Origin of the sequence: Chromobacterium violaceum ATCC 12472 (assembly GCF_000007705.1) — a bacterium.
Taxonomy (GTDB): domain Bacteria; phylum Pseudomonadota; class Gammaproteobacteria; order Burkholderiales; family Chromobacteriaceae; genus Chromobacterium; species Chromobacterium violaceum.
Genome location: NC_005085.1, coordinates 3,992,864 through 4,014,446, shown reverse-complemented (window position 1 = coordinate 4,014,446; position 21,583 = coordinate 3,992,864). Strand labels below are relative to the sequence as shown.

At 65.1% G+C, this 21,583-nt stretch carries 19 protein-coding genes; 14 read left to right on the top strand and 5 right to left on the bottom strand.

What is annotated here, in order from left to right:
* Positions 1 to 150: 150 nt before the first annotated feature.
* The gene (locus CV_RS18360; protein WP_011137258.1) at positions 151 to 507 is read left to right on the top strand and encodes a translation initiation factor Sui1; all 357 of its coding nucleotides are present in this window, start codon (positions 151 to 153) and stop codon (positions 505 to 507) included.
* 16 nt (positions 508 to 523) lie between these two features.
* On the opposite strand, the gene CV_RS18355 is transcribed toward CV_RS18360, so the two are convergent.
* On the bottom strand, positions 524 to 1,345 hold the full coding sequence (locus CV_RS18355) for a posphoenolpyruvate synthetase regulatory kinase/phosphorylase PpsR (RefSeq protein ID WP_011137257.1): 822 nt from the start codon (positions 1,343 to 1,345) through the stop codon (positions 524 to 526).
* A 283-nt stretch (positions 1,346 to 1,628) separates the two neighbouring features.
* On the opposite strand from CV_RS18355, the gene ppsA reads away from it, so the two are divergent.
* Positions 1,629 to 4,016: a phosphoenolpyruvate synthase gene (ppsA, locus tag CV_RS18350; RefSeq protein ID WP_011137256.1), complete on the top strand. Its 2,388-nt coding sequence runs from the start codon at positions 1,629 to 1,631 to the stop codon at positions 4,014 to 4,016.
* Positions 4,017 to 4,093: 77 nt separating this feature from the next.
* Here ppsA and CV_RS18345 read toward each other — a convergent pair whose 3' ends face one another.
* The 4 genes from CV_RS18345 to CV_RS24350 form a co-directional block, all read right to left on the bottom strand.
* Positions 4,094 to 4,756 carry a redoxin family protein gene (locus CV_RS18345; RefSeq protein ID WP_011137255.1) on the bottom strand — a complete coding sequence of 221 codons (663 nt, stop codon included), beginning with the start codon at positions 4,754 to 4,756 and terminating at the stop codon, positions 4,094 to 4,096.
* Between the two features lie 121 nt (positions 4,757 to 4,877).
* Positions 4,878 to 6,203 carry a dicarboxylate/amino acid:cation symporter gene (locus CV_RS18340; RefSeq protein ID WP_011137254.1) on the bottom strand — a complete coding sequence of 442 codons (1,326 nt, stop codon included), beginning with the start codon at positions 6,201 to 6,203 and terminating at the stop codon, positions 4,878 to 4,880.
* A 140-nt stretch (positions 6,204 to 6,343) separates the two neighbouring features.
* Positions 6,344 to 6,946, bottom strand: a complete 603-nt coding sequence (locus tag CV_RS18335) for a MarC family protein (protein ID WP_011137253.1) — start codon at positions 6,944 to 6,946, stop codon at positions 6,344 to 6,346.
* Between the two features lie 167 nt (positions 6,947 to 7,113).
* Positions 7,114 to 9,777 carry a THUMP domain-containing protein gene (locus tag CV_RS24350; RefSeq protein WP_085953303.1) on the bottom strand — a complete coding sequence of 888 codons (2,664 nt, stop codon included), beginning with the start codon at positions 9,775 to 9,777 and terminating at the stop codon, positions 7,114 to 7,116.
* A gap of 128 nt (positions 9,778 to 9,905) precedes the next feature.
* On the opposite strand from CV_RS24350, the gene mutY reads away from it, so the two are divergent.
* From mutY to CV_RS18275, 12 genes are all read left to right on the top strand, one after another.
* On the top strand, positions 9,906 to 10,949 hold the full coding sequence (mutY, locus tag CV_RS18325) for an A/G-specific adenine glycosylase (protein WP_011137250.1): 1,044 nt from the start codon (positions 9,906 to 9,908) through the stop codon (positions 10,947 to 10,949).
* A gap of 91 nt (positions 10,950 to 11,040) precedes the next feature.
* Positions 11,041 to 13,245: a RelA/SpoT family protein gene (locus tag CV_RS18320; RefSeq protein ID WP_011137249.1), complete on the top strand. Its 2,205-nt coding sequence runs from the start codon at positions 11,041 to 11,043 to the stop codon at positions 13,243 to 13,245.
* Between the two features lie 9 nt (positions 13,246 to 13,254).
* Entirely contained in the window at positions 13,255 to 13,485 is a 231-nt protein-coding gene (locus CV_RS23665; protein ID WP_147296197.1) for a hypothetical protein, read from the top strand.
* Entirely contained in the window at positions 13,469 to 14,236 is a 768-nt protein-coding gene (gene deoC / locus CV_RS18315) for a deoxyribose-phosphate aldolase (RefSeq protein ID WP_011137248.1), read from the top strand. Before CV_RS23665 ends, deoC begins: the two co-directional genes overlap by 17 nt.
* A gap of 112 nt (positions 14,237 to 14,348) precedes the next feature.
* The gene (deoA, locus tag CV_RS18310) at positions 14,349 to 15,674 is read left to right on the top strand and encodes a thymidine phosphorylase (RefSeq protein WP_011137247.1); all 1,326 of its coding nucleotides are present in this window, start codon (positions 14,349 to 14,351) and stop codon (positions 15,672 to 15,674) included.
* A 15-nt stretch (positions 15,675 to 15,689) separates the two neighbouring features.
* Positions 15,690 to 16,907 (top strand): phosphopentomutase, encoded by a 1,218-nt coding sequence (locus CV_RS18305; protein WP_011137246.1) that lies wholly within the window; start codon positions 15,690 to 15,692, stop codon positions 16,905 to 16,907.
* Positions 16,908 to 17,001: 94 nt separating this feature from the next.
* Positions 17,002 to 17,712: a purine-nucleoside phosphorylase gene (gene deoD / locus CV_RS18300; protein ID WP_011137245.1), complete on the top strand. Its 711-nt coding sequence runs from the start codon at positions 17,002 to 17,004 to the stop codon at positions 17,710 to 17,712.
* Between the two features lie 379 nt (positions 17,713 to 18,091).
* Complete coding sequence (gene rplM / locus CV_RS18295) at positions 18,092 to 18,520, top strand: 50S ribosomal protein L13 (RefSeq protein ID WP_011137244.1); 429 nt, start codon at positions 18,092 to 18,094, stop codon at positions 18,518 to 18,520.
* Positions 18,521 to 18,535: 15 nt separating this feature from the next.
* The gene (gene rpsI / locus CV_RS18290; protein WP_011137243.1) at positions 18,536 to 18,928 is read left to right on the top strand and encodes a 30S ribosomal protein S9; all 393 of its coding nucleotides are present in this window, start codon (positions 18,536 to 18,538) and stop codon (positions 18,926 to 18,928) included.
* 131 nt (positions 18,929 to 19,059) lie between these two features.
* Positions 19,060 to 20,088, top strand: coding sequence for an N-acetyl-gamma-glutamyl-phosphate reductase (gene argC / locus CV_RS18285; RefSeq protein ID WP_011137242.1), 1,029 nt, complete (start codon positions 19,060 to 19,062; stop codon positions 20,086 to 20,088).
* A gap of 174 nt (positions 20,089 to 20,262) precedes the next feature.
* Complete coding sequence (gene erpA / locus CV_RS18280) at positions 20,263 to 20,595, top strand: iron-sulfur cluster insertion protein ErpA (protein ID WP_370448048.1); 333 nt, start codon at positions 20,263 to 20,265, stop codon at positions 20,593 to 20,595.
* A gap of 67 nt (positions 20,596 to 20,662) precedes the next feature.
* On the top strand, positions 20,663 to 21,520 hold the full coding sequence (locus tag CV_RS18275) for a CheR family methyltransferase (RefSeq protein ID WP_011137240.1): 858 nt from the start codon (positions 20,663 to 20,665) through the stop codon (positions 21,518 to 21,520).
* Positions 21,521 to 21,583: the final 63 nt, after the last annotated feature.

Sequence of the window (21,583 nt, the reverse complement as noted above, 5' to 3'; positions counted from 1 at the left end):
GCTCTCTGTTGGTAATATTCACACCATTTGAGAGCGAATGATTTCTATTGTTCTTGATTTTGCAGGAAATTTACAAATAAACAATGGCATGGCGCATAGCCGCGTTTTGCCGGGATGGCATGGCTGGCTATGCCAGGGAGTGGAGCGGAGATGGGAAGAGAGAAAACAGGCGGGCTGGTGTATTCGACCGAGCACGGACGGATGTGTCCGGCTTGCCGGCTGCCGGAGGCGCAATGCCAATGCAAGGCGCAGGCGGCGCCGGCCGGCGACGGCGTCGTCCGGGTGTCCAGGGAGACCAAGGGCCGAGGCGGCAAGGCGGTGACGGTGGTGAAAGGGCTGCCGTTGGCGGCCGACGAGCTGGCCAAGGTGGGCAAGCAGCTGCGCGCGCGCTGCGGCAGCGGCGGCACGGTGAAGGACTGGACGCTGGAAATCCAGGGCGACCACGTCGAGACCGTGGTCGCCGAGCTGGCCAGGCTGGGTTTCAAGGCCAAGCGGGCGGGCGGCTAGGCGCCGCTCGGCGGGATCAGAATTTCCGGCCCAGCGCCGCCTTGTGCATGATGGTGGACGCGATTTCCTCGATCGACTTGTGCGTGGTGCTGATGAAGGGCACCCCGTGATGGCGGAACATCGACTCCGCCTCGTTCACCTCGCGGCGGCAGTTGTCCATGCTGGCGTACTTGGAATCCGGACGGCGCTCCGAGCGAATGTGGTGCAGCCGGTTGGGATCGATGGTGAGGCCGAACATCTTGTCCTTGAACGGCAGCAGCATCTTGGGCAGCGTCGGGCTGCCCAAGTCTTCCGGCGTCAGCGGGTAGTTGGCCGCGCGTATGCCGTACTGCAGCGCCAGGTACAGGCAGGTTGGCGTCTTGCCGGAGCGGGACACGCCGACCAGGATCACGTCGGCCTCGTGCAGGTCCTTCAGCTTGACGCCGTCGTCGTGGTTCAGCGAGAAATTGACCGCCTCGATCCGGTGGTCGTATTTCTCCTCGTTGACCATGCCGTGGGCCTTGCCCACCGTCAGCGTCGCCTTCTGGCCAAGCTCGATCTCCAGGTGGCCGATGAAGCTTTCGAAGAAGTCGATCAGCACCACGTTGTTCAGCCGCAGCGCCTCGCGCACTTCCGGGTTGACGATGCTGGTGAAGACCAGCGGGCGCAGGTGGTCGCGCTCCGCGATCTCGCTGATGCGCTCGGCCAGCGCGCGCGCTTTCTCTACGGTGTCGACGAAGGGCACGGTCTCGCGCTGGAAGTCCAGCGCGTCGAACTGGGTCAGCAGGGTATGGCCCAGCGATTCGGCGGTGATGCCGGTGCGGTCGGAAATGAAGAAGGCGGAGCGGTGGTGAGACATGGATGACCTTGCGGATGGTGGATTTGCCTGCTGCAAAGTGTATACCGGCGCGGACGGCGGCGATATGGCGGGGCGCGGTTCGTTTTCTTCATGTAATCATAAAATTACATGATATTTGGTTATTTTGGACTGTCTTTGTCTAAACAACTGTTTGATTGTATTGATTTTGTTGAATCGGCTGTCGCAAAAAGTCTTGTGCAGCGCAAAAGATGCTACGCAATTCGCACGTAATTCGGCTAGAATGCGGCCCTATCGTCCCAATCCCAACACAGGAAGTGAAGTGATGGCAGACAACTACGTCATCTGGTTCGAGAAGCTGCGCATGACCGACGTGGAAGAGGTAGGCGGCAAGAACGCCTCCCTCGGCGAAATGATCAGTCAGCTGGCGGGCTCCGGCGTTCGTGTTCCCGGCGGCTTTGCCACCACTGCTCAGGCATACCGGGATTTCCTGCAGCACAATGGCCTGGCCGACAAGATCAACGCCGCGCTGGCCAAACTCGATATCGACGACGTCAGCGAACTGGCCCGGGTGGGCAAGGAAATCCGCCAGTGGATCATCGACACCCCGTTCCCGGCCAAGCTGGATGCCGACATCAAGGAAGCTTGGGACAAGATGGTGGCCGACGCCGGCGGCGCCGACATCTCCGTGGCGGTCCGCTCCTCCGCCACCGCTGAAGACCTCCCCGACGCCTCGTTCGCAGGCCAGCAAGAAACCTTCCTGAACATCCGCGGCCTCGACAACGTCAAGGACGCGATGAAGCACGTGTTCGCCTCCCTGTACAACGACCGCGCCATCTCCTACCGCGTGCACAAGGGCTTTGCCCACGACGTGGTGGCCCTGTCCGCAGGCGTGCAGCGCATGGTGCGTTCCGACATGGGCGCGGCCGGCGTGATGTTCACCATCGACACCGAATCCGGCTTCGAGGACGTGGTGTTCATCACCGCTTCCTACGGCCTGGGCGAGACCGTGGTGCAGGGCGCCGTGAACCCGGACGAGTTCTACGTGCACAAGCCGACGCTGAAGGCCGGCCGCCCGGCGGTGCTGCGCAAGACCATGGGCTCCAAGCTGATCAAGATGGAGTTCACCGACGCGTCGCAAGCCGGCCGCTCGGTCAAGACCGTGGATGTGGAGCCGGCGCTGCGCAAAGCGTTCTCGATCAGCGACGCCGAAGTGGCTGAACTGGCCCAGTACGCGCTGATCATCGAAAAACACTACGGCCGCCCGATGGACATCGAGTGGGGCCGCGACGGCGTGGACGGCAAGCTGTACATTCTGCAGGCGCGTCCGGAAACCGTTAAGTCGCAGGAAGACCGCAAGGACACCCTGCGCCGCTACCGCCTGAACAGCAAGTCCGAGATCCTGTGCGAAGGCCGCGCCATCGGCCAGAAGATCGGCCAGGGCGTGGTGCGCACCATCAAGGACGCGTCCGAGATGGACCGCGTCAAGCCGGGCGATGTGCTGGTCACCGACATGACCGACCCGGATTGGGAACCGGTGATGAAGCGCGCCGCCGCCATCGTGACCAACCGCGGCGGCCGCACCTGCCACGCGGCGATCATCGCGCGCGAGCTGGGCATCCCGGCCGTGGTCGGCTGCGGCGACGCCACCGACGTGCTGAAGGAAGGCATGCAGGTCACCGTGTCCTGCGCCGAAGGCGACACCGGCAACATCTACGACGGCCTGCTGGACGTGGAAGTGATCGACCTGGAACTGGACAAGATGCCCAAGGCCCCGGTCAAGATCATGATGAACGTCGGCAATCCGGAACTGGCTTTCGATTTCGCCCAACTGCCTAACGAAGGCGTGGGCCTGGCGCGGATGGAATTCGTCATCAACCGCCAGATCGGCATCCACCCGAAAGCGCTGCTGGAGTTCGACAAGCTGAGCCCGGAGCTGAAGGAAACCATTTCCGACCGCATCGCCGGCTACGCCAGCCCGGTGGACTTCTACGTCGACAAGATCGCCGAGGGCGTGTCCACGCTGGCCGCGGCCTTCTACCCGAAGAAGGTCATCGTGCGCATGTCGGACTTCAAGTCCAACGAGTACGCCAACCTGATCGGCGGCCAGCTGTACGAGCCGCACGAAGAGAACCCGATGATCGGCTTCCGCGGCGCCGCCCGCTACGTGGCCGAGTCGTTCCGCGACTGTTTCGAGCTGGAATGCCGCGCGATCAAGAAGGTGCGCGACGTGATGGGCCTGACCAACGTGGAAGTGATGATCCCGTTCGTCCGCACCCTGGCCGAAGCCGAGAAGGTGGTCGAGATCCTGGCTGAAAACGGCCTGAAGCGCGGCGAAAACGGCTTGCGCCTGATCATGATGTGCGAGCTGCCGACCAACGCGGTGCTGGCTGAGAAGTTCCTGCAGCACTTCGACGGCTTCTCCATCGGCTCCAACGACATGACCCAGCTGACGCTGGGCGTGGACCGCGATTCCGGCGGCCCGATCGCCTCCACCTTCGACGAGCGCAACGAGGCGGTCAAGGCCATGCTGCACATGTCCATCCAAGCTTGCCGCAAGCTGGGCAAGTACGTGGGCATCTGCGGCCAGGGCCCGTCCGACCACCCGGACTTCGCCAAGTGGCTGGTGGAGGAGGGCATCGAGACCGTGTCGCTGAACCCGGACACCGTGGTGGAAACCTGGCTTTACCTGGCCAAGGAGCTGAACAGCTGAGGCTGACGGCAGCCCATCGGTGAATGAGAAACCGCCCGGAAACGGGCGGTTTTCGCTTGTTTGCGGCAGGCTGATGATCAGCGGCCGGGGTCGCCGTTCCTGTTCAGCTGGTCCTGGATCAGCTTGGCCTTCTCCAGCAGCCGTTCGGTGCCTTTTTCCCGCTCCGCGTCCTGCTCCTGCCTCGCTTCCGCCGCCTCGCGCTCGGCGGCCATCGCCTGCTGCTCGCCTTCCTGCAGCAGTTTCTCTATGGCGTCGAAATCAAAGAAGTCCCGCGTATTGGCCAGCCGCTCCGAGTAATGGACCACATTGGCGGCGTCGGCCAGGATGATGGCCGGCGAGGTGTAGCCGCTGAGCGGGTATTCGGTGATCAGCACGCCGTAGCGCTTGTGGAAGTCGCGGCCGCGCAGCGTGGACAGCAGCGCGATGTTGGGCAGACCGTGCTCGTGCCGGGCGCGCGCCAGCGACGATGGCGAGTCGACGGTGATCACGATCAGCTTCAGGTGCGGCCAGCTGTCCAGAAAGCGCCGGGTTTCGCGCAGCAGCAGCAGACCGGCGTGCTCGTCCTCGTCCACCGACAGCAGGGTGACGATCAGTTTGGGCGTGTGGGAGAAGCTCTCCAGCGCGGCGTCGTGTTTCTGGTCGTCCACCAGCATGAAGCTGGGCAGATAGTCTCCCTTGCGCGGGAAATCGCCGATGACGGGCAACATTTCGTCGCCATACTGTACCCAAAAGTCTTCCATTTCAGCTCCTCCTCGAATTTCTATCGTGGACGAGCGAACGGCGAAATCAAGAATTTCGTCCTAAATAAAACGAAAAAACCCGCTTCGCAGCGGGTTGGGTACGTATTGCGGGGTGGGAGGCTCAGCGAGTCTGCAGCGCCGGTTCCGGCATGGTCTCGCGCTTGGTCTTGGGCGGAGCCGGGGGCTCGCTTCCTTCCAGCACCTGGCGCATCCGTTCGACGTCCAGCGCCTTTTCCCACTTGGCGATCACCACGGTGGCGACGCCGTTGCCGATCAGGTTGGTGATGGCGCGCGCCTCGGACATGAAGCGGTCGATGCCGATCAGCAGCGCCAGGCCCTCCACCGGCAGCTTGCCGCCCAGCGTCGCCAGCGTGGCGGCCAGCGTGATGAAGCCGCCGCCGGTCACCGCCGCCGCGCCCTTGGAGGTCAGCAGCAGCACGCCGATGATAGCCAGCTCCTCGCCCAGCGTCAGGTTCACATTGGTGGCCTGGGCGATGAAGATCGCCGCCATGGTCAGGTAGATGGAAGTGCCGTCCAGGTTGAACGAGTAGCCGGTGGGCACCACCATGCCGACCACCGGCTTGGAGCAGCCCAGGTTTTCCAGTTTCTTCATGATGCCGGGCAGCGCGGATTCGGAAGAAGAGGTGCCGAGCACCAGCAGGATCTCTTCCTTGATGTAGACCAAAAAGCGCCACAGGCTGAAGCCGGAGAAGCGGGCGATGGCGCCCAGCACGATGAACACGAAGGCGAAGCAGGTGAGATACACGCAGGCCATCAAAAAGCCCAGCTGCTTCAGCGAACCGATGCCGTATTTGCCGATGGTGAAGGCCATCGCGCCGAAGGCGCCGATCGGGGCCAGCTTCATCAGCATGTTGATCACGCCGAACAGCGCGTGCGAGAACTCGTCCAGGATGTGGACGATGGTCTTGCCGTTGTCGCCCATCTTGGTCAGCGCCAGGCCCAACAGCACCGAGAAGGTCAGCACCTGCAGGATCTCGCCGCTGGCGAAGGCGCCGACCACCGTGTCCGGGATGATGTGCAGCAGGAAATCGACCGTGTTCATTTCCTTGGCGCCGGCGGTGAACTTGGCGATGTCCTTGGCGTGTAGCGTATGCGGGTCGATGTTGAGGCCGGCGCCCGGCTGCAGCAGGTTGACCACGATCAGGCCGATCACCAGCGCCAGCGTGGTGACGGCTTCGAAGTAGAACAGCGCCTTGACGCCGACGCGGCCCACTTCCTTCATGTCGCCCATCTTGGCGATGCCGACCACGACGGTGGCGAAGATGATGGGCGCGATCATCATCTTGATCAGCTTGATGAAGGCGTCGCCCAGCGGTTTCATCTTGGCGCCGAGGTCAGGCGCGAGAGCGCCGAGCGTGACGCCCAGCGCGATGGCGATCAGCACCTGGACGTACAGGCGCGAAAAGAACGGAGTCTTGGTTTGCATGGTTCTCCCGACTGGCGTTGATTGCAGGAATCCGGACTCTTGAACGGTCCATTTTCCAGCGATGCTAACAACAGCCTTCAGCCGGGAGCATTGTCGATATCCCTATCGGGGATAACCCTGATGCGATATCCGGATTGGATTCAGTGCAGCTGCTTCAGGTAGGACGCGAAGCCGCTGAGCAGCATCTCCACCGAGATCGCGGTCAGCACCAGGCCCATCAGCCGCTCCAGCGCGGTGATCGCCTGTTCGCCCAGCAGCTTCTGCAGGCGGCTGGAGAACAGGAAGGTGACGGTGGTGACCAGCATGCAGATGGTCAGCGCGCCCATCCACTCCAGCATCCGGCCCGGCTCGCGGGTGGACAGCAACAGCACGGTGGCCATCGCCGACGGGCCGGCGATCAGCGGGATGGCGATCGGCACGATGAAGGGTTCGCCGCTCATCTTGTCGCCGCCGAACACGCTGCCTTCGCCGGGGAAGATCATCTTGATGGCGATCAGGAACAGGATCACGCCGCCGGCGATGCGCATCGATTCGTCGGTCAGGTGCATCAGGTCGAGGAAGTTGCGGCCGAACAGCATGAACACGCTCAGCACCAGGAAGGCGATCAGGCATTCGCGGTAGACCACGCGCTTGCGGCGCTCGGGCTTCACCTGCTTCAGCGCGGCGATGAACAGCGGGATGTTGCCCAGCGGGTCGGTGATCAGGATCAACAGGATGGTGGCGGACAGAAACGAGGTTTGCATGATTCGAGGCTTGGGTGGGTTCGGCCGCGATTATCGCATGCCGTCCGAGTGCCGGCGAGCGGCGATGCGACTGGAAATTAAGCGTTTTCGCGATGTTTGCCGGCGAACGTCCGTAAAAACGCCGCCCGGCCGGAGGCGGGGCGGCGTGTCGCCGTGAAAGCGGGGGTTTACTGTTCGTCGCCGGTTTCGATTTCGGCTTCGTCGCCGTCCTTCTGCTTGCGCGCGCTGCCTTCCACCATGTTGATGACGAACAGCCGGCATTGCAGCGAGCCGTTGAACAGCGGCGTGCGGCGCTTGGGCGCCAGCCGGATCAGCTTGCCCAGGCGCAGATCGCCGCTGAACAGGCAGGCGGTCCAGCCGGCGAAGTGGGCCTTCAGCCAGTCGCCCAGCTCCGGGTACCAGGCCGCCAGCTGGTCCTGCTCTTCCAGCCGCACGCCGTACGGCGGGTTGCTGACGATCAGGCCGTGCTCGGCGTGCGGGCGGGAGGCGGTCACGTCGGCGGCGCTGACTTCCACCAGCTCGGCCAGGCCGGCGCGCTCCAGGTTGGCGCGGGCGATATTGACCATGGCCTGCGAGCGGTCGGAGCCGCGGATGGCCAGAGAGGACGCCGGCTGCTCGGCCTTGCGCGCGTCCTGCTGCAGCTTTTCCCAGGCGGCGGAGTCGAAGCTAGACAGCGCCTCGAAGCCGAAGCGGCGGGCGCGGCCCGGCGCGCGGTTCAGCGCGATGTCGGCGGCTTCCACCAGGAAGGTGCCGCTGCCGCACATCGGGTCCAGCAGCGGCTGGCTGCCGTCGTAGCCGGCCAAGAGCAGGATGCCGGCGGCGAGGTTTTCGCGCAGCGGCGCCTCGCCGGTTTCCTCGCGCCAGCCGCGCTTGAATAGCGGCTCGCCGCTGGTGTCGAGGTAGATGGTCGCTTCGTCGGCGGTGAGGAACACGTTGACGCGCACGTCCGGGTGGCGGGTGTCGACGCTGGGGCGGCCGAGGTGCGCCTGGCGGAAGCGGTCGCAGATCGCGTCCTTCACCGTCAAGCCGATGTAGTCCAGGCTCTTGACGCGGGCGGCGATGCCGTCGGCCTTCAGCTTGATGGTGCGCGACACCTCGAACCAGCGCGGCCAGTCCACGCTCATCGCCAGCCGGTAGATGTCCTGCTCGGCGTGATAGCCGCCGTGGGCCAGGCGCAGCAGCACGCGGCTGGCGGTGCGCGAGTGCAGGTTGACCGCCATCATCAGCCTGGCGTCGCCGGCGAAAGCCACGCCGCCGTCGGCCGGGGCGATGTCGCCGGCGCCCAGCGCCAGCAACTCGTCGGCCAGGATTTGCTCCAGGCCGCGCGGGCAGGGCGCGAACATGGCCAGCCGGCTGTCCAGGCGGTTGGTGATCACGTTTTCCGCGCGGGGCGCCGGCGCGTGGCTGCTGTCGTGCGGGCGCTGCTCGAAGGCGCGGCGCGGCTGGTCGACCCGGTGGGTGTCGCCGAACGGCTGCAGGCCGCGCGAGCGATGCTCGTGCCTGTCGCCCCGCGGGGTGCGGTCTTCGCGCGGCTGCCATTGCGGCTTGTCGTCGCGGCGGAAGCGGCTGTCGCGCTCGCCGTCCTCGCGCTTGGCGAACAGCTTGCGCGGCGCGTCGCCGTCCTGGCGCGGGGCGCGGTCTTCGCGCGGCTGCCATTGCGGCTTGTCGTCGCGGCGGAAGCGGTTGTCGCGCTCGCCGTCCTCGCGCTTGGCGAAGATCTTGCGCGGGCCGTCGCCATCGTGGCGCGGCGCGCGGTCTTCGCGCGGCTGCCATTGCGGCTTGTCGTCGCGGCGGAAGCGGTTGTCGCGCTCGTCGTCCTCGCGCTTGGCGAAGATCTTGCGCGGGCCGTCGCCATCGTGGTGGGGCGCGTGGTCTTCGCGCGGCTGCCATTGCGGCTTGTCGTCGCGGCGGAAGCGGTTGTCGCGCTCGCCGTCCTCGCGCTTGGCGAAGATCTTGCGCGGGCCGTCGCCGTCGTGGCGGGACGCGCGGTCTTCGCGCGGCTGCCATTGCGGCTTGTCGTCACGGCGGAAATGATGGTCGCGCTCGCCGCCTTCGCGCTTGGCGAAGTCTTTGCGCGGGCCGTTGTCGCCGTAGGGCGCGCGATCCTCGCGAGCTTGCCACTGCGGCTTGTCGTCGCGGGGGAAGCCGCCTTGGGCGCGCGGCTTGAATTCGCGCGGCGGCGCGTCTTCGGTGTGCAGCGGCTTGCGGCCGGACGGGCCGCGGTCGCGGCTGTAGCGCTTGTCCTGCGGCGCGCCGTCGCGGCGGAAATCGGCGGCGCGTTCCACGCCCTCCGGCAGCGGCTTGCGATTGGATGGACCGCGGTCGCGGTCGTAGCGGCGGTCGTCCTGGCGCGGCTGCCAGGCCGACTTGTCGCCGTCGCGGTGGAAGCGTTGCTGCTGGCCTTGGCCGCGGTCGTCGGAGCGCTTGTCGAAGCGGCGGTCATCCTGGCGCGGCTGCCAGGCCGGCTTGTCGCCGTCGCGTTGGAAGCGTTGCTGCTGGCCTTGGCCGCGGTCGTCGGAGCGCTTGTCGAAGCGGCGGTCGTCCTGGCGCGGCTGCCAGGCCGACTTGTCGCCGTCGCGGTGGAAGCGTTTCTGCTGGCCATCGCCGCGGTCGTCGGAGCGCTTGTCGAAACGGCGTTGTTCCTGGCCGGGCTTCCAGTCCGGCTTGCCCGGGCCGGGACGCTGGCCGGAGTACGGCGCGCGCGGTTTGCCGTCCTGCGGCTGCCGATCGGGGGCGCTCGGGTTTCCGCCTGCCGGCGAGTTGGCCGCGCGTTCGCGGCTGGTTTGATCGCGGCGCTGGCTGGCGCGTTGGCGGGAGCGGAAACTGGACATGAAACGACCTCGAATGGGCAAACTAAATAAGTAATCCTTTAATTTTAACGTATTTGGCCGCCGCCTGCTTGGTGGCGCTGCGGCTTTCCGCTACCATAACCGGTTCGATTCGATATTGGATTGCGATGTTGCACAGCAGTTTCGCCTCCCGGCTGGTGGCCTGGCAACGGCGGCATGGCCGCCACGACCTGCCCTGGCAGGTGAAGGACCCGTATCGGGTGTGGCTGTCAGAGATCATGCTGCAGCAGACCCAGGTGAAGAGCGTGCTCGACTATTACCCGCGTTTCCTGGCCCGCTTCCCGGACGTGGCCAGCCTGGCCGCCGCGCCGGTGGACGACGTGCTGGCGCAGTGGAGCGGCCTGGGCTACTACAGCCGGGCGCGCAATCTGCACAAGGCGGCGAAGATGGTGATGGATGCTTTCGGCGGCGCCTTTCCCCCCGAGCGGGAGCGGCTGGAGCAGCTGCCCGGCGTCGGGCGCTCCACCGCCGCCGCGATTTCCGCCTTCGCCTTCGGCCGGCGCGAGACCATCCTGGACGGCAATGTCAAACGGGTGCTGGCGCGCTGCTTCGGCATAGACGGCTTTCCCGGCGACAAGGCGATAGAGAAGCGGATGTGGGCGCTGGCCGAGGAGATCCTGCCGGCCGCCGCCGCCGACATCGGCCCCTATGTGCAGGGTCTGATGGACCTGGGCGCGACGGTGTGCAGCCGCGGCAAGCCGGCCTGCACCGCCTGTCCGATGGTGGACGGCTGCGTGGCGGCGCGGGAGGGCCGCACCGGCGAACTGCCGACGCCGCGGCCGAAAAAGGCTGTGCCGATCCGGCACACGGCGATGCTGCTGGCGCGGCATGAAAACAAGGTATGGCTTGAGCGCCGGCCGCCGACCGGCATCTGGGGCGGGCTGTTGTCGCTGCCGGAGTTCGCCACCACCTTGGAAATGGAAGACTGGCTGAGCGGCCGGGGCGATGGCGACATGCTGCCCGCCTGGCCGGAGCTGGAGCATGTGTTTACTCATTTCCGCTTGATCATCACGCCGCAGCCGGTCCGGATCGACCGCCTGCATGCGGCGGGAGCCGCCGAGGCCGATGGCCAGTGGCTGGACATCGATCAGGCTGTGGACGCCGGCGTGCCGGCGCCGGTCCGTCGCCTGCTGCTCAGGCTGGCGTCGGATTGACGAGGGCGGACGAGGGTCCGCCGATTGTGGCAAATGCCGGGCGCGCCCCGGCTTACAATTGAAGACGGCGAGCCCGTCCAGATAGACAGATATGGTTTCCGTAGTCCGCACCGTTGCCGATACCCTGGCCGACGCCGCCGACCCGGCGCGCTGGCTGGAGCATATGTCCGCCGCTTTTCCCGACGAGGACGGCGCGCTGCTGGCGCGCGCCTTTCACGCCGCGCGCGAACTGTACGCGGGCAAGACCGTCCCCGCCACCGGCGAAGACCTGTTCACCCACGCGGTGGCCGCTGCGGCCGTCGTCGCCGACCTGAACCTGTTGCCTGACGCCATCGTCGCCACCTTGCTGTTCTCGGCGCCGGATTTTCACCCGGAGTGGCAGGCCTGGCTAACGGAAACCTTCAACCCGACGGTGGCGATGCTGGTGGACGGTGTGGGCGGCGTGCGCCGCATCACCGAGTTCGCCCGCATCGACAGGATGGCCACGCCGGAGGACTGCGCGCGCCAGGCCGAGACCATGCGCAAGATGCTGCTGGCCATGGTGGCCGACATCCGCGTGGTGCTGATCAAGCTGGCGTGGCGCACCCAGACCATGCACTACTTGGCCAATGTGGCCGACGAGGCGGTGCGCCGCCGCATCGCCGGCGAGACGCTGGAGCTGTTCGCGCCGCTCGCCAACCGCCTGGGCGTGTGGCAGATCAAGTGGGAGCTGGAGGACCTGGGCCTCAGGCACACCGAGCCCGACACCTACAAGAAGATCGCCAAACTGTTGGACGAGCGCCGGCTGGAGCGCATCGACTATATCGAGCGGGTGCTGGACGTCTTGCGCGACGAGCTGAAAAAGGCCGGCGTCAGGGCCGAGGTGGCCGGCCGCCCCAAGCACATCTATTCCATCTGGAAGAAGATGAAGAAGAAAAAGCTCGATTTCACCGAGCTTTACGACATCCGCGCGGTGCGCATCCTGGTGGACAAGCTGCCGGACTGCTACACCGCGCTCGGCATCATCCACGGCATGTGGCAGCCGATACGCGGCGAGTTCGACGACTACATCTCCCATCCCAAGGCCAACAACTACCGCAGCCTGCACACCGCGGTGGTGGGCCCGGAGGACAAGGCGCTGGAGGTGCAGATCCGCACCTTCGAGATGCACGAGCACGCCGAGTTCGGCGTGGCCGCGCACTGGCGCTACAAGGAGGGCGGCAAGGGCGACGCCGCCTACGAGGAGAAGATCTCCTGGCTGCGCCAGCTGCTGGACTGGCGCGAGGAAATGTCTGACCGCGAAGGCCTGGCCGAGGCGTTCAAGACCGAGCTGTTCGCCGACACCATCTACGTGTTGACGCCGCAGGGCAAGGTACTGGCGCTGCCGCAGGGCGCGACGCCGATCGATTTCGCCTACGCCATCCACTCCGGGCTGGGCAACCGTTGCCGCGGCGCCAAGGTGGAGGGGCAGATCGTGCCGCTGTCCACGCCGCTGCAGAACGGCCAGCGGGTGGAGGTGCTGGTGGCCAAGGAGGGCGGCCCGTCGGTTAACTGGCTGCACGACGGCTGGGTGAAGAGCCACCGCGCCATCTCCAAGATCCGCCAGTACATCCGGCTGCAAAACGCCGACACCGTGCGCGAGACCGGCAAGGCGCTGTTCGAGCGCGAGCTGGCGCGGCGGCCGCACATCCAGCCTAATCTGCAGCAGCTGGCGGAGAAGCTGGGCTACGACAAGCTGGACGAAGTCTACGGCGCGCTGGGCCATGGCGAGTTGACGATACGCGCAGTCAGCAACGCAATCACCAGCTTCGCGCCGCCGCCGGCGGTGGAGGTGCAGCCGGAAAGCCTGATCCGCGCCAGCAAAGGCGGCCACGATGCCGGCGGCGTGCTGATCGAGGGCGTGGACAATCTGATGACGGTGCTGGCCAAGTGCTGCAAACCGGCGCCGCCCGACCAGGTGATGGGCTTCGTCACCAAGGGGCGCGGCATCTCCATCCACCGCAGTAGTTGCCTGACGCTGAAGAAGCTGTCGCAGGAGGTGCCCGAGCGCCTGATCGCCGCCGAATGGGGCGACCAGCGCAACAGCGTGTTCCCGATCGACATCGAGGTGATGTCGCAGGACCGGCCGGGCCTGCTGCGCGACATCTCCGACGTGCTGTCGCGGGAGAAGCTCAACCTGATCGGCGTCAACACCCTGTCGCGCGACCTGAAGAGCCGCTTGCGGCTGACGGTGGAAGTGCGCCAGGTGCAGGACATCAGCCGCGTGCTGTCGCGCCTGATGGAACTGTCCGGCGTGCAGGAAGCCCGCCGGGTTTGAGCTAAAACCATGAACCGGCTGGAATGCCCGTGGATCGGGCGTTTCAGCCGGTTCCGCTTTTGGCGGGCGAGCCCGGCCGGCGCCGGGCGGTTTGCGTTTAAGCAAGCGGCGTTGATTCGCGATTTGCTTTCACGTGAAGAAATTTTCATAATCGTGGGCATTGCCCTGGTCAAACCGCTGTCATGCGGTTTGCGCCTTTTGGACGCATACGAGAGAGATAGACATGTCTGCACTGATTGAAGCCGCGCGCCGCGCGCTGTCCCTGATGGACCTGACCACCCTCAACGACGACGATACCGACGAGAAGGTGGCCGCGCTGTGCCGCAAGGCCAAGAGCCCGGACGGCACCGTGGCGGCGGTATGCGTGTTTCCCCGCTTCGTGCCCATCGCCAAGAAGACGCTGCGCGAAGCGGGTTGTCCGGAGGTGCAGGTGGCCACCGTCACCAACTTCCCGCACGGCAATGACGACGTCTCCATCGCGGTGGCCGAAACCCGCGCCGCCATCGCCTACGGCGCCGACGAAGTGGACGTGGTGTTCCCGTACCGCGCGCTGATGGCCGGCAACCGCGACATCGGCTTCGAGCTGGTCAAGGCCTGCAAGGAAGCCTGCGGCGGCAAGCTCTTGAAAGTGATCATCGAGAGCGGCGAACTGAAGGACGCGGCGCTGATCCGCGAAGCCAGCGAGATTTCCATCCGCGCCGGGGCCGACTTCATCAAGACTTCCACCGGCAAGGTGCCGGTCAACGCCACCTTGCCCGCGGCCGAGACCATGCTGGCCGTGATCAAGGAGCAGGGCGGCCAGTGCGGCTTCAAGGCCGCCGGCGGCGTCAAGAGCGCCACCGAGGCGGCCGAATACCTGGCCCTGGCCGCGCGCCTGCTGGGCGAAGATTGGGTGAGCGCCCGCCACTTCCGCTTCGGCGCGTCCAGCCTGCTGGCCAATCTGCAGATCGAGATCGCCGGCGGCGTCGCCAAGCCGAGCAGCGGCTACTGATCCATTCAAGAATTCGCGGGGTTACCGCAACTCTGGCCGGGCGATTTCCCGGCCGCACCGCCCATTGCCGTTTCATTCTGCAGCGCGATGGGTATCAGGCAGGGAGAATGCCATGTTTTTGCCGCAGGAAATCATCCGCAAGAAACGCGACAACTTGACGCTGTCGCAACAGGAGATTCAGCAGTTCGTCGCCGGCATCACCGACAACAGCGTCGCCGACAGCCAGATCGCCGCGCTGGCGATGGCCATCTACTTCAACGGCATGGAGCTGGAAGAGAACGTGCACCTGGCGCTGGCCATGCGCGACTCCGGCCGCCGCATGCACTGGAAGGACCTGAACCTGCCGGGCCCCATCGTCGACAAGCACTCCACCGGCGGCGTCGGCGACGTGGTGTCGCTGATGCTCGGGCCCATGGTCGCCGCCTGCGGCGGCTTCGTGCCGATGATTTCCGGCCGCGGCCTGGGCCATACCGGCGGCACGCTGGACAAGCTGTCCGCGGTGCCCGGCTACAACCCGTTCCCGGAGCCGGAACTGTTCCGCAAGGTGGTGAAGGATGTGGGCGTGGCCATCATCGGCCAGACCTCCGACCTGGCGCCGGCCGACCGCCGCTTCTACGCCACCCGCGACGTCACCGCCACCGTGGAGTCGATCGCGCTGATCACCGCGTCCATCCTGTCCAAGAAGCTGGCTGCCGGCCTGGACGTGCTGGTGATGGACGTGAAGGCCGGCAGCGGCGCCTTCATGCCGACCATGCAGAAGTCCATCGAACTGGCCGAGCGCATCGTCAAGGTGGGCAACGGCGCCGGCGTGGCCACCACCGCGCTGATCACCGAGATGAGCCAGCCGCTGGCCTCCACCGCCGGCAACAGCATCGAAACCCGCGAAGCGGTGCGCTACCTGAAGGGCGACCAGCGCAACCCGCGCCTGCACGAGGTGACCATGGCGCTGTGTGCGCAGATGCTGATCGGCGGCAAGCTGGCCGCCGACGAGGCCGATGCCCGCGCCAAGCTGCAGGCCGCGCTGGATTCCGGCCGCGCCGCCGAGATCTTCGGCCGCATGGTGACCGCGCTGGGCGGTCCGGCCGACTTCATGGAACATTACGACCGCCACCTGGCGCCGGCGCCCATCATGCGCCCGGTGTACGCCGACCGCGCCGGCTATGTCGGCGCGATGGACACCCGCGGCATCGGCATGGCGGTGTGCGCGCTGGGCGGCGGACGCCGCCTGGCCACCGACGTGCTGGACTTCCGCGTAGGACTGTCGCAGTTCGTGGAACTGGGCCAGAATATCGGCAAGGACACCCCGCTGATGATGATCCACGCCGCCGACGAGGCGAGCTTCGAAGACGCGGCGCGCCGCGTCAAGGCCGCCATCCGCATCGACGAAGCCGCGCCGTCCGAGCTGCCGCTGGTCTACCAGATCATCCGCGGAGAATAAGGCCGGGGAGGCATCATGAAACGCGCAATCATTCTGATACTGGACTCGCTGGGCATAGGCGCGGCGGCTGACGCGCCGAAGTTCGGCGACGCCGGCAGCAACACTTTGGGCCACATCGCGATGGAGGCGGCCGCCGGCCGCGCCGACATCGGCCGCAGCGGTCCGCTGAAGCTGCCCAATCTATCCCGGATGGGCCTGGGCCATGCTTGCCAGCTGTCGTCCGGCTACTTCCCGGAAGGGATGGATCCGGCCGCGCCGGCAGCCGCCTACGGCTACGCCCGCGAGATTTCCAGCGGCAAGGACACGCCGTCCGGCCATTGGGAAATCGCCGGCGTGCCGGTGCTGTTCGACTGGGGCTATTTCTCGGACCACGACAACAGCTTCCCGCAGCAACTGCTGGACGCCATTGTCGACAAGGCCGGACTGCCAGGCTATCTGGGCAACTGCCACGCCTCCGGCACCGAGATACTGGACCGGCTGGGCGAGGAGCACATGAAGACCGGCAAGCCGATCTTCTACACCTCGGCCGATTCGGTGTTCCAGATCGCCTGCCACGAAGAGACCTACGGCCTCGAGCGGCTGTACGAGCTGTGCAAGATCACCCGCGAGCTGCTGGAGCCGTACAACATCGGCCGCGTGATCGCCCGGCCCTTCGTCGGCGAAGGCAAGGGCAAGTTCGCCCGCACCGGAAACCGCAAGGACCTGGCGGTGGAGCCGCCGGCGGCCACGGTGCTGAAGAAGCTGGCCGACGCCGGCGGCGACGTGGTGTCGATCGGCAAGATCGCCGACATCTACGCCCACGTCGGCATCACCCACAAGCACAAGGCCACCGGCTTCGACCAGCTGTGGGACGCCACGCTGACCGCGATGGACCAGCATCGGGACAAGCCGGCCATCATCATGGCCAACTTCGTCGATTTCGACTCCAGCTACGGCCACCGCCGCAACACCGCCGGCTACGCCGCGGCGCTGGAGGAGTTCGACGCGCGCCTGCCCGAGGTGATGGCGGCGCTGGGCGACGACGACATCCTGATCCTGTCGGCCGACCATGGCTGCGATCCGACCTGGCCGGGCACCGACCACACCCGCGAGCACATCCCGGTGCTGTGCTACGGCAAGCAGGTCAAGGCCGGCCCGATAGGCGAGCGCGCCACCTTCGCCGACATCGGCCAGAGCGTGGCCGCCCACCTGGGCCTGCCCAGGATGGACTACGGCACGTCCTTCCTGGACTGAGGCCGCCACCCCGGGCCGCCGCGCGCGGCCCGGCGTCGTTTTTCCCCGCTTGCGCAAGCGCAGCGGGAGCAGAATCATTTAGAGGAGACCTTGAATGGCAACCCCGCATATCAACGCCAAAGACGGCGCCTTCGCCGAAACCGTACTGATGCCGGGCGACCCGCTGCGCGCTCAGCTGATCGCCGAGACCTTCCTGGAGGGCGCCGAGCTGGTGACCAACGTGCGCAACGTGTTCGGTTACACCGGCACCTACAAGGGCAAGCGCCTGTCGGTGATGGCGCACGGCATGGGCATCCCGTCGGCCAGCATCTACACCACCGAGCTGATCAAGGACTACGGCGTCAAGAACATCATCCGCATTGGCTCCTGCGGCGCGGTGACGCCGGACATCAAGCTGCGCGAGCTGTTCGTCGCCATGGGCGCGTCCACCGACAGCAAGGTGAACCGCATGCGCTTCAACGACCACGACTACGCCGCCATCGCCGATTACACGCTGCTGCGCACCGTGGTGGACACCGCCGCCGAGCAGGGCAAGAAGGTGACCGTGGGCAATGTGTTCTCCGCCGACCTGTTCTACGGCGTGCAGCCGAACATGCTGGACGTGCTCTCCAAGCTGCAGGTCAACGTGATCGAGATGGAGCTGGCGGGCATCTACAGCGTGGCCGCCCAGTACGGCGCGCGCGCGGTCGGCATCCTGACCGTGTCCGACATCATCCCGACCGGCGAGGCCACCAGCGCCGAGGAGCGCCAGACTTCGTTCCGCGACATGATGGAAGTGGCGCTGGACGCTGCGATCAAGCTGTAAGTCACTGAAAAAGCTGGATAAGTGGACGCCTTTCGGCGTCCGTTTCCGCATTGCGGAACCGGGTGTGGCATGCGCGCACATCGTTTATCGTGCAGTGCACAAAAAATGCTTGCCTAATCCCGATGGGATACCGATAATCGGTATTGCATCAGGGCGTTACGCACTGTGGCGTTCCTGGTGTTGTCTCCTCCATCCTCCTTCTTTAGGTGGAACTTGGCGCAACACGCATGAGCGTTGCGCTTTTTTTTTTTGCGGCCGTTCCGGCCCGAATCCCCCCGTTTGCCGCCGTGTGGAAATCTGTTGTCGCACAAGGGTTTGACAGCAGGGCGGCCACTGCACTAGAATCCGTAACTTTCAAGAATTACGATGGAAGAGTTCCATGAAGACCTTTTCTGCCAAGGCGCATGAGGTAAAGCGCGAATGGTACGTGGTCGACGCTGCCGATAAGGTGCTGGGTCGCCTGGCTGCCGAAATCGCCCGCCGCCTGCGTGGCAAACACAAGCCGGAATTCACTCCGCACGTCGATACCGGCGATTTCATCGTCGTGGTGAACGTCGAGAAGCTGCGCGTGACCGGTACCAAGGCTCAAGACAAGAAGTACTACCGTCACTCCGGTTACCCGGGCGGTATCTACGAGCGCACCTTCACCGAACTGCAAAACCAGTTCCCGGAACGCGTTCTGGAAAAGGCCGTGAAAGGCATGCTGCCGAAGGGTCCGCTGGGCTACGCCATGATCAAGAAGCTCAAGGTGTACTCCGGCTCCGAGCACCCGCACGCCGCCCAACAGCCCAAAGTGCTGGAAATCTGATTTTAAGGCTTAACAATGAACGGTAAATACTACTACGGCACCGGCCGTCGCAAGAGCTCCGTCGCTCGCGTGTTCATGCAGAAGGGTTCCGGCCAAATCATCGTTAACGGCAAGCCGGTTGACGAGTATTTCGCCCGCGAAACCGGTCGCATGGTTATCCGCCAGCCGCTGGCCCTGACCGAAAACCTCGAATCCTTCGACATCAAGGTGAACGTGGTTGGCGGCGGTGAAACCGGCCAGGCCGGCGCGATCCGTCACGGCATCACCCGCGCGCTGATCGACTTCGACGCTGCTCTGAAGTCCGCTCTGTCCGCAGCTGGTTACGTGACCCGCGACGCTCGCGAAGTTGAGCGTAAGAAGGTCGGCCTGCGTAAAGCACGCCGCGCCAAGCAGTTCTCCAAGCGTTAATCGCAAGGATTCTGCCGCAGAAAAAACCGCCTGGCTTTGCCCGGCGGTTTTTTCCATTTGTATGCTTGCCGCTACAGCCCGGCCTGCCTAAAATGTCGTCTTTGCGACATTTTTTTACATAAAGGCTAGCCATGGTCAAAGTTGGGATCGTTGGGGGCACCGGCTACACCGGTGTTGAGTTGCTGCGTTTGCTGGCCAAGCACCCGCAGGCGTGCGTGACGGCGGTGACCTCGCGCAAGGATGCGGGCATTCGCGTCGACGAGATGTTTCCCAGCCTGCGCGGCCGCATCGATCTCGCCTTCACCACGCCGGACGAGGCGCGTCTGGCCGAGTGCGACGTGGTGTTCTTCGCCACGCCCAACGGCATCGCCATGCAGGATGCCGCCGCGCTGCTGGACGCCGGCGTGCGGGTGATCGACCTGGCGGCCGATTTCCGCATCAAGGACGTGTTCGAGTGGGAGAAGTGGTACGGCATGCAGCATGCCTCGCCGCACCTGGTGGCCGACGCCGTCTACGGTCTGCCCGAGGTGAACCGCGAGGCGATCCGCAGCGCCCGCCTGGTGGCCAATCCCGGCTGCTATCCCACCGCGGTGCAACTGGGCTTCCTGCCCTTGATCGAAGCCGGCGTCATCGATACGGCCAGCCTGATCGCCGACTGCAAGTCCGGCGTGTCCGGCGCCGGGCGCAAGGGCGAGATCGGCGCCCTGCTGGCCGAGGCCGGCGATTCCTTCAAGGCTTATGGCGTGGCCGGCCATCGCCACCTGCCTGAAATCCGCCAGGGTCTGGCCCGCGCCAGCGGCAAGCCGGTGGGTCTGACCTTCGTGCCGCATCTGACGCCGATGATACGCGGCATCCACGCCACGCTGTACGCCAGGCTGACCAAGGACGTCGATCTGCAGCGGCTGTTCGAGAGCCGTTACGCCGATGAGTCGTTTGTCGATGTGCTGCCGGCCGGCAGCCATCCCGAGACGCGCTCGGTGCGCGGCGCCAATCTGTGCCGCATCGCCGTCCACAGGCCGCAGGGCGGCGACACGGTGGTGGTATTGTCGGTGATCGACAACCTGGTCAAAGGCGCGGCGGGCCAGGCGGTGCAGAACCTGAATCTGATGTTCGGTCTGCCGGAAAACGAGGGTCTGGATGTGGTGCCGCTGCTGCCTTGAGCCGCGCAGGGCGTGCGCTCCGAAGGGGCGTTGCGCCATTCCCGCTCCGCAGTCAAGGCATAAGGGGCTTGAAGGCTCGCCATCCGCCCCGATATCCGACTAAAATAGTGGGTGAATGGCCGCGACCGGCCTGATTGAATTGCGAGGTTACACATGACAGAAGCTGCTACCGAAATGCCGAGCCCGATCAACTTCACCGAGAGCGCTTGCGCCAAGGTGCAGGATCTGATCGCGGAAGAGGGCAATCCCGACCTGAAACTGCGCGTGTTCGTCACCGGCGGCGGCTGTTCCGGCTTCCAGTACGGTTTCACGTTCGATGAAATCGCCAACGAGGACGATACCGCTATCGAGCGCCAGGGCGTCACCTTCCTGGTCGATCCGATGAGCTACCAATACCTGGTCGGCGCCGAGATCGACTACCAGGAAAGCCTGGAAGGCTCCCAGTTCGTGATCCGCAACCCGAACGCCACCACCACTTGCGGTTGTGGTTCTTCGTTCTCGGTGTGATACTGAACCCAGGTAAGAACCAGGCCCGGGCCCTTGCCCCGGGCCTTTTTGCTGTGGAATCCAGGACATGAACAAGCTGCCGCCGGTGGTATTGCCCAAGATCGAATTCAATCGCGAGTTCTCTTTCACGGATGCCGACTTCGAGCGCATCCGCAAGCTGATCTACAAGGAGGCGGGGATTTCCCTGAATCCATCCAAGAAGGATATGGTTTACGGCCGCCTGGTGCGCCGCATCCGCGAGCTGAAGCTGCCCGGCTTCGCCGCCTACGTCGACTTCCTGGAGTCGATAGGCGGCAAGCGCGAGTTCGAGCAGTTCGTCAACGCGCTGACCACCAACCTGACCTTCTTCTTCCGCGAAGAGCATCATTTCCCCATCCTGGCCGAGCACCTGAAGAAAAAGGCGGCGGCGGGCGGGGAACTGTCCATCTGGTGCGCGGCGGCCTCCACCGGAGAAGAGCCGTATTCGCTGGCGATCACCGCGCTGGAAGCGTTTCCCGGCGTCTCCAAGCCCAATGTCAGCGTGCTGGCCACCGACCTCGATACCAGCGTGCTGGAAACCGGCCGCAAGGGCATCTATCCGGCGGACAAGATCGCCCGCCTGCCGGCAGGCCACGCGGTCAAATACTTCGACAAGCAGCCGGACGGCAGCTACCAGGCCAAGCAGGCGCTGCGCAACATGATCACTTTCCAGCGGCTGAACCTGGTCGAAAGCAACTGGAGCGTGCGCAAGCAGTTCGACGCCATCTTTTGCCGCAATGTGATGATCTATTTCGATCGCGACACGCAGTTCGCTGTGCTGAAGCGTTTCGCGCCGCTGCTGAAGCCGGATGGGTTGCTGTTCGTCGGCCACTCGGAAAACTTCTATTTCGCGTCGGATTACTTCCATCTGCGCGGCAAGACCGTGTACGAGCACGCGAAAAAGTAGGCATTTGTCAGACAAAACAGTCGCCGCGCCGCGCGATTGCCATTACCATTCCACCTCTAACGG

Coding starts and splice junctions, on each gene's coding strand:
- CV_RS18320 (WP_011137249.1), top strand. CDS start 11,041: ATGGTTTCCGTAGTCCGCACCGTTGCCGATACCCTGGCCGACGCCGCC.
- CV_RS18355 (WP_011137257.1), bottom strand. CDS start 1,345: ATGTCTCACCACCGCTCCGCCTTCTTCATTTCCGACCGCACCGGCATC.
- erpA (WP_370448048.1), top strand. CDS start 20,263: ATGCCGAGCCCGATCAACTTCACCGAGAGCGCTTGCGCCAAGGTGCAG.
- CV_RS24350 (WP_085953303.1), bottom strand. CDS start 9,777: ATGTCCAGTTTCCGCTCCCGCCAACGCGCCAGCCAGCGCCGCGATCAA.
- CV_RS18340 (WP_011137254.1), bottom strand. CDS start 6,203: ATGCAAACCAAGACTCCGTTCTTTTCGCGCCTGTACGTCCAGGTGCTG.
- deoC (WP_011137248.1), top strand. CDS start 13,469: ATGTCTGCACTGATTGAAGCCGCGCGCCGCGCGCTGTCCCTGATGGAC.
- CV_RS18305 (WP_011137246.1), top strand. CDS start 15,690: ATGAAACGCGCAATCATTCTGATACTGGACTCGCTGGGCATAGGCGCG.
- CV_RS18335 (WP_011137253.1), bottom strand. CDS start 6,946: ATGCAAACCTCGTTTCTGTCCGCCACCATCCTGTTGATCCTGATCACC.
- ppsA (WP_011137256.1), top strand. CDS start 1,629: ATGGCAGACAACTACGTCATCTGGTTCGAGAAGCTGCGCATGACCGAC.
- deoA (WP_011137247.1), top strand. CDS start 14,349: ATGTTTTTGCCGCAGGAAATCATCCGCAAGAAACGCGACAACTTGACG.
- argC (WP_011137242.1), top strand. CDS start 19,060: ATGGTCAAAGTTGGGATCGTTGGGGGCACCGGCTACACCGGTGTTGAG.
- CV_RS23665 (WP_147296197.1), top strand. CDS start 13,255: ATGAACCGGCTGGAATGCCCGTGGATCGGGCGTTTCAGCCGGTTCCGC.
- CV_RS18275 (WP_011137240.1), top strand. CDS start 20,663: ATGAACAAGCTGCCGCCGGTGGTATTGCCCAAGATCGAATTCAATCGC.
- rplM (WP_011137244.1), top strand. CDS start 18,092: ATGAAGACCTTTTCTGCCAAGGCGCATGAGGTAAAGCGCGAATGGTAC.
- CV_RS18360 (WP_011137258.1), top strand. CDS start 151: ATGGGAAGAGAGAAAACAGGCGGGCTGGTGTATTCGACCGAGCACGGA.
- rpsI (WP_011137243.1), top strand. CDS start 18,536: ATGAACGGTAAATACTACTACGGCACCGGCCGTCGCAAGAGCTCCGTC.
- CV_RS18345 (WP_011137255.1), bottom strand. CDS start 4,756: ATGGAAGACTTTTGGGTACAGTATGGCGACGAAATGTTGCCCGTCATC.
- deoD (WP_011137245.1), top strand. CDS start 17,002: ATGGCAACCCCGCATATCAACGCCAAAGACGGCGCCTTCGCCGAAACC.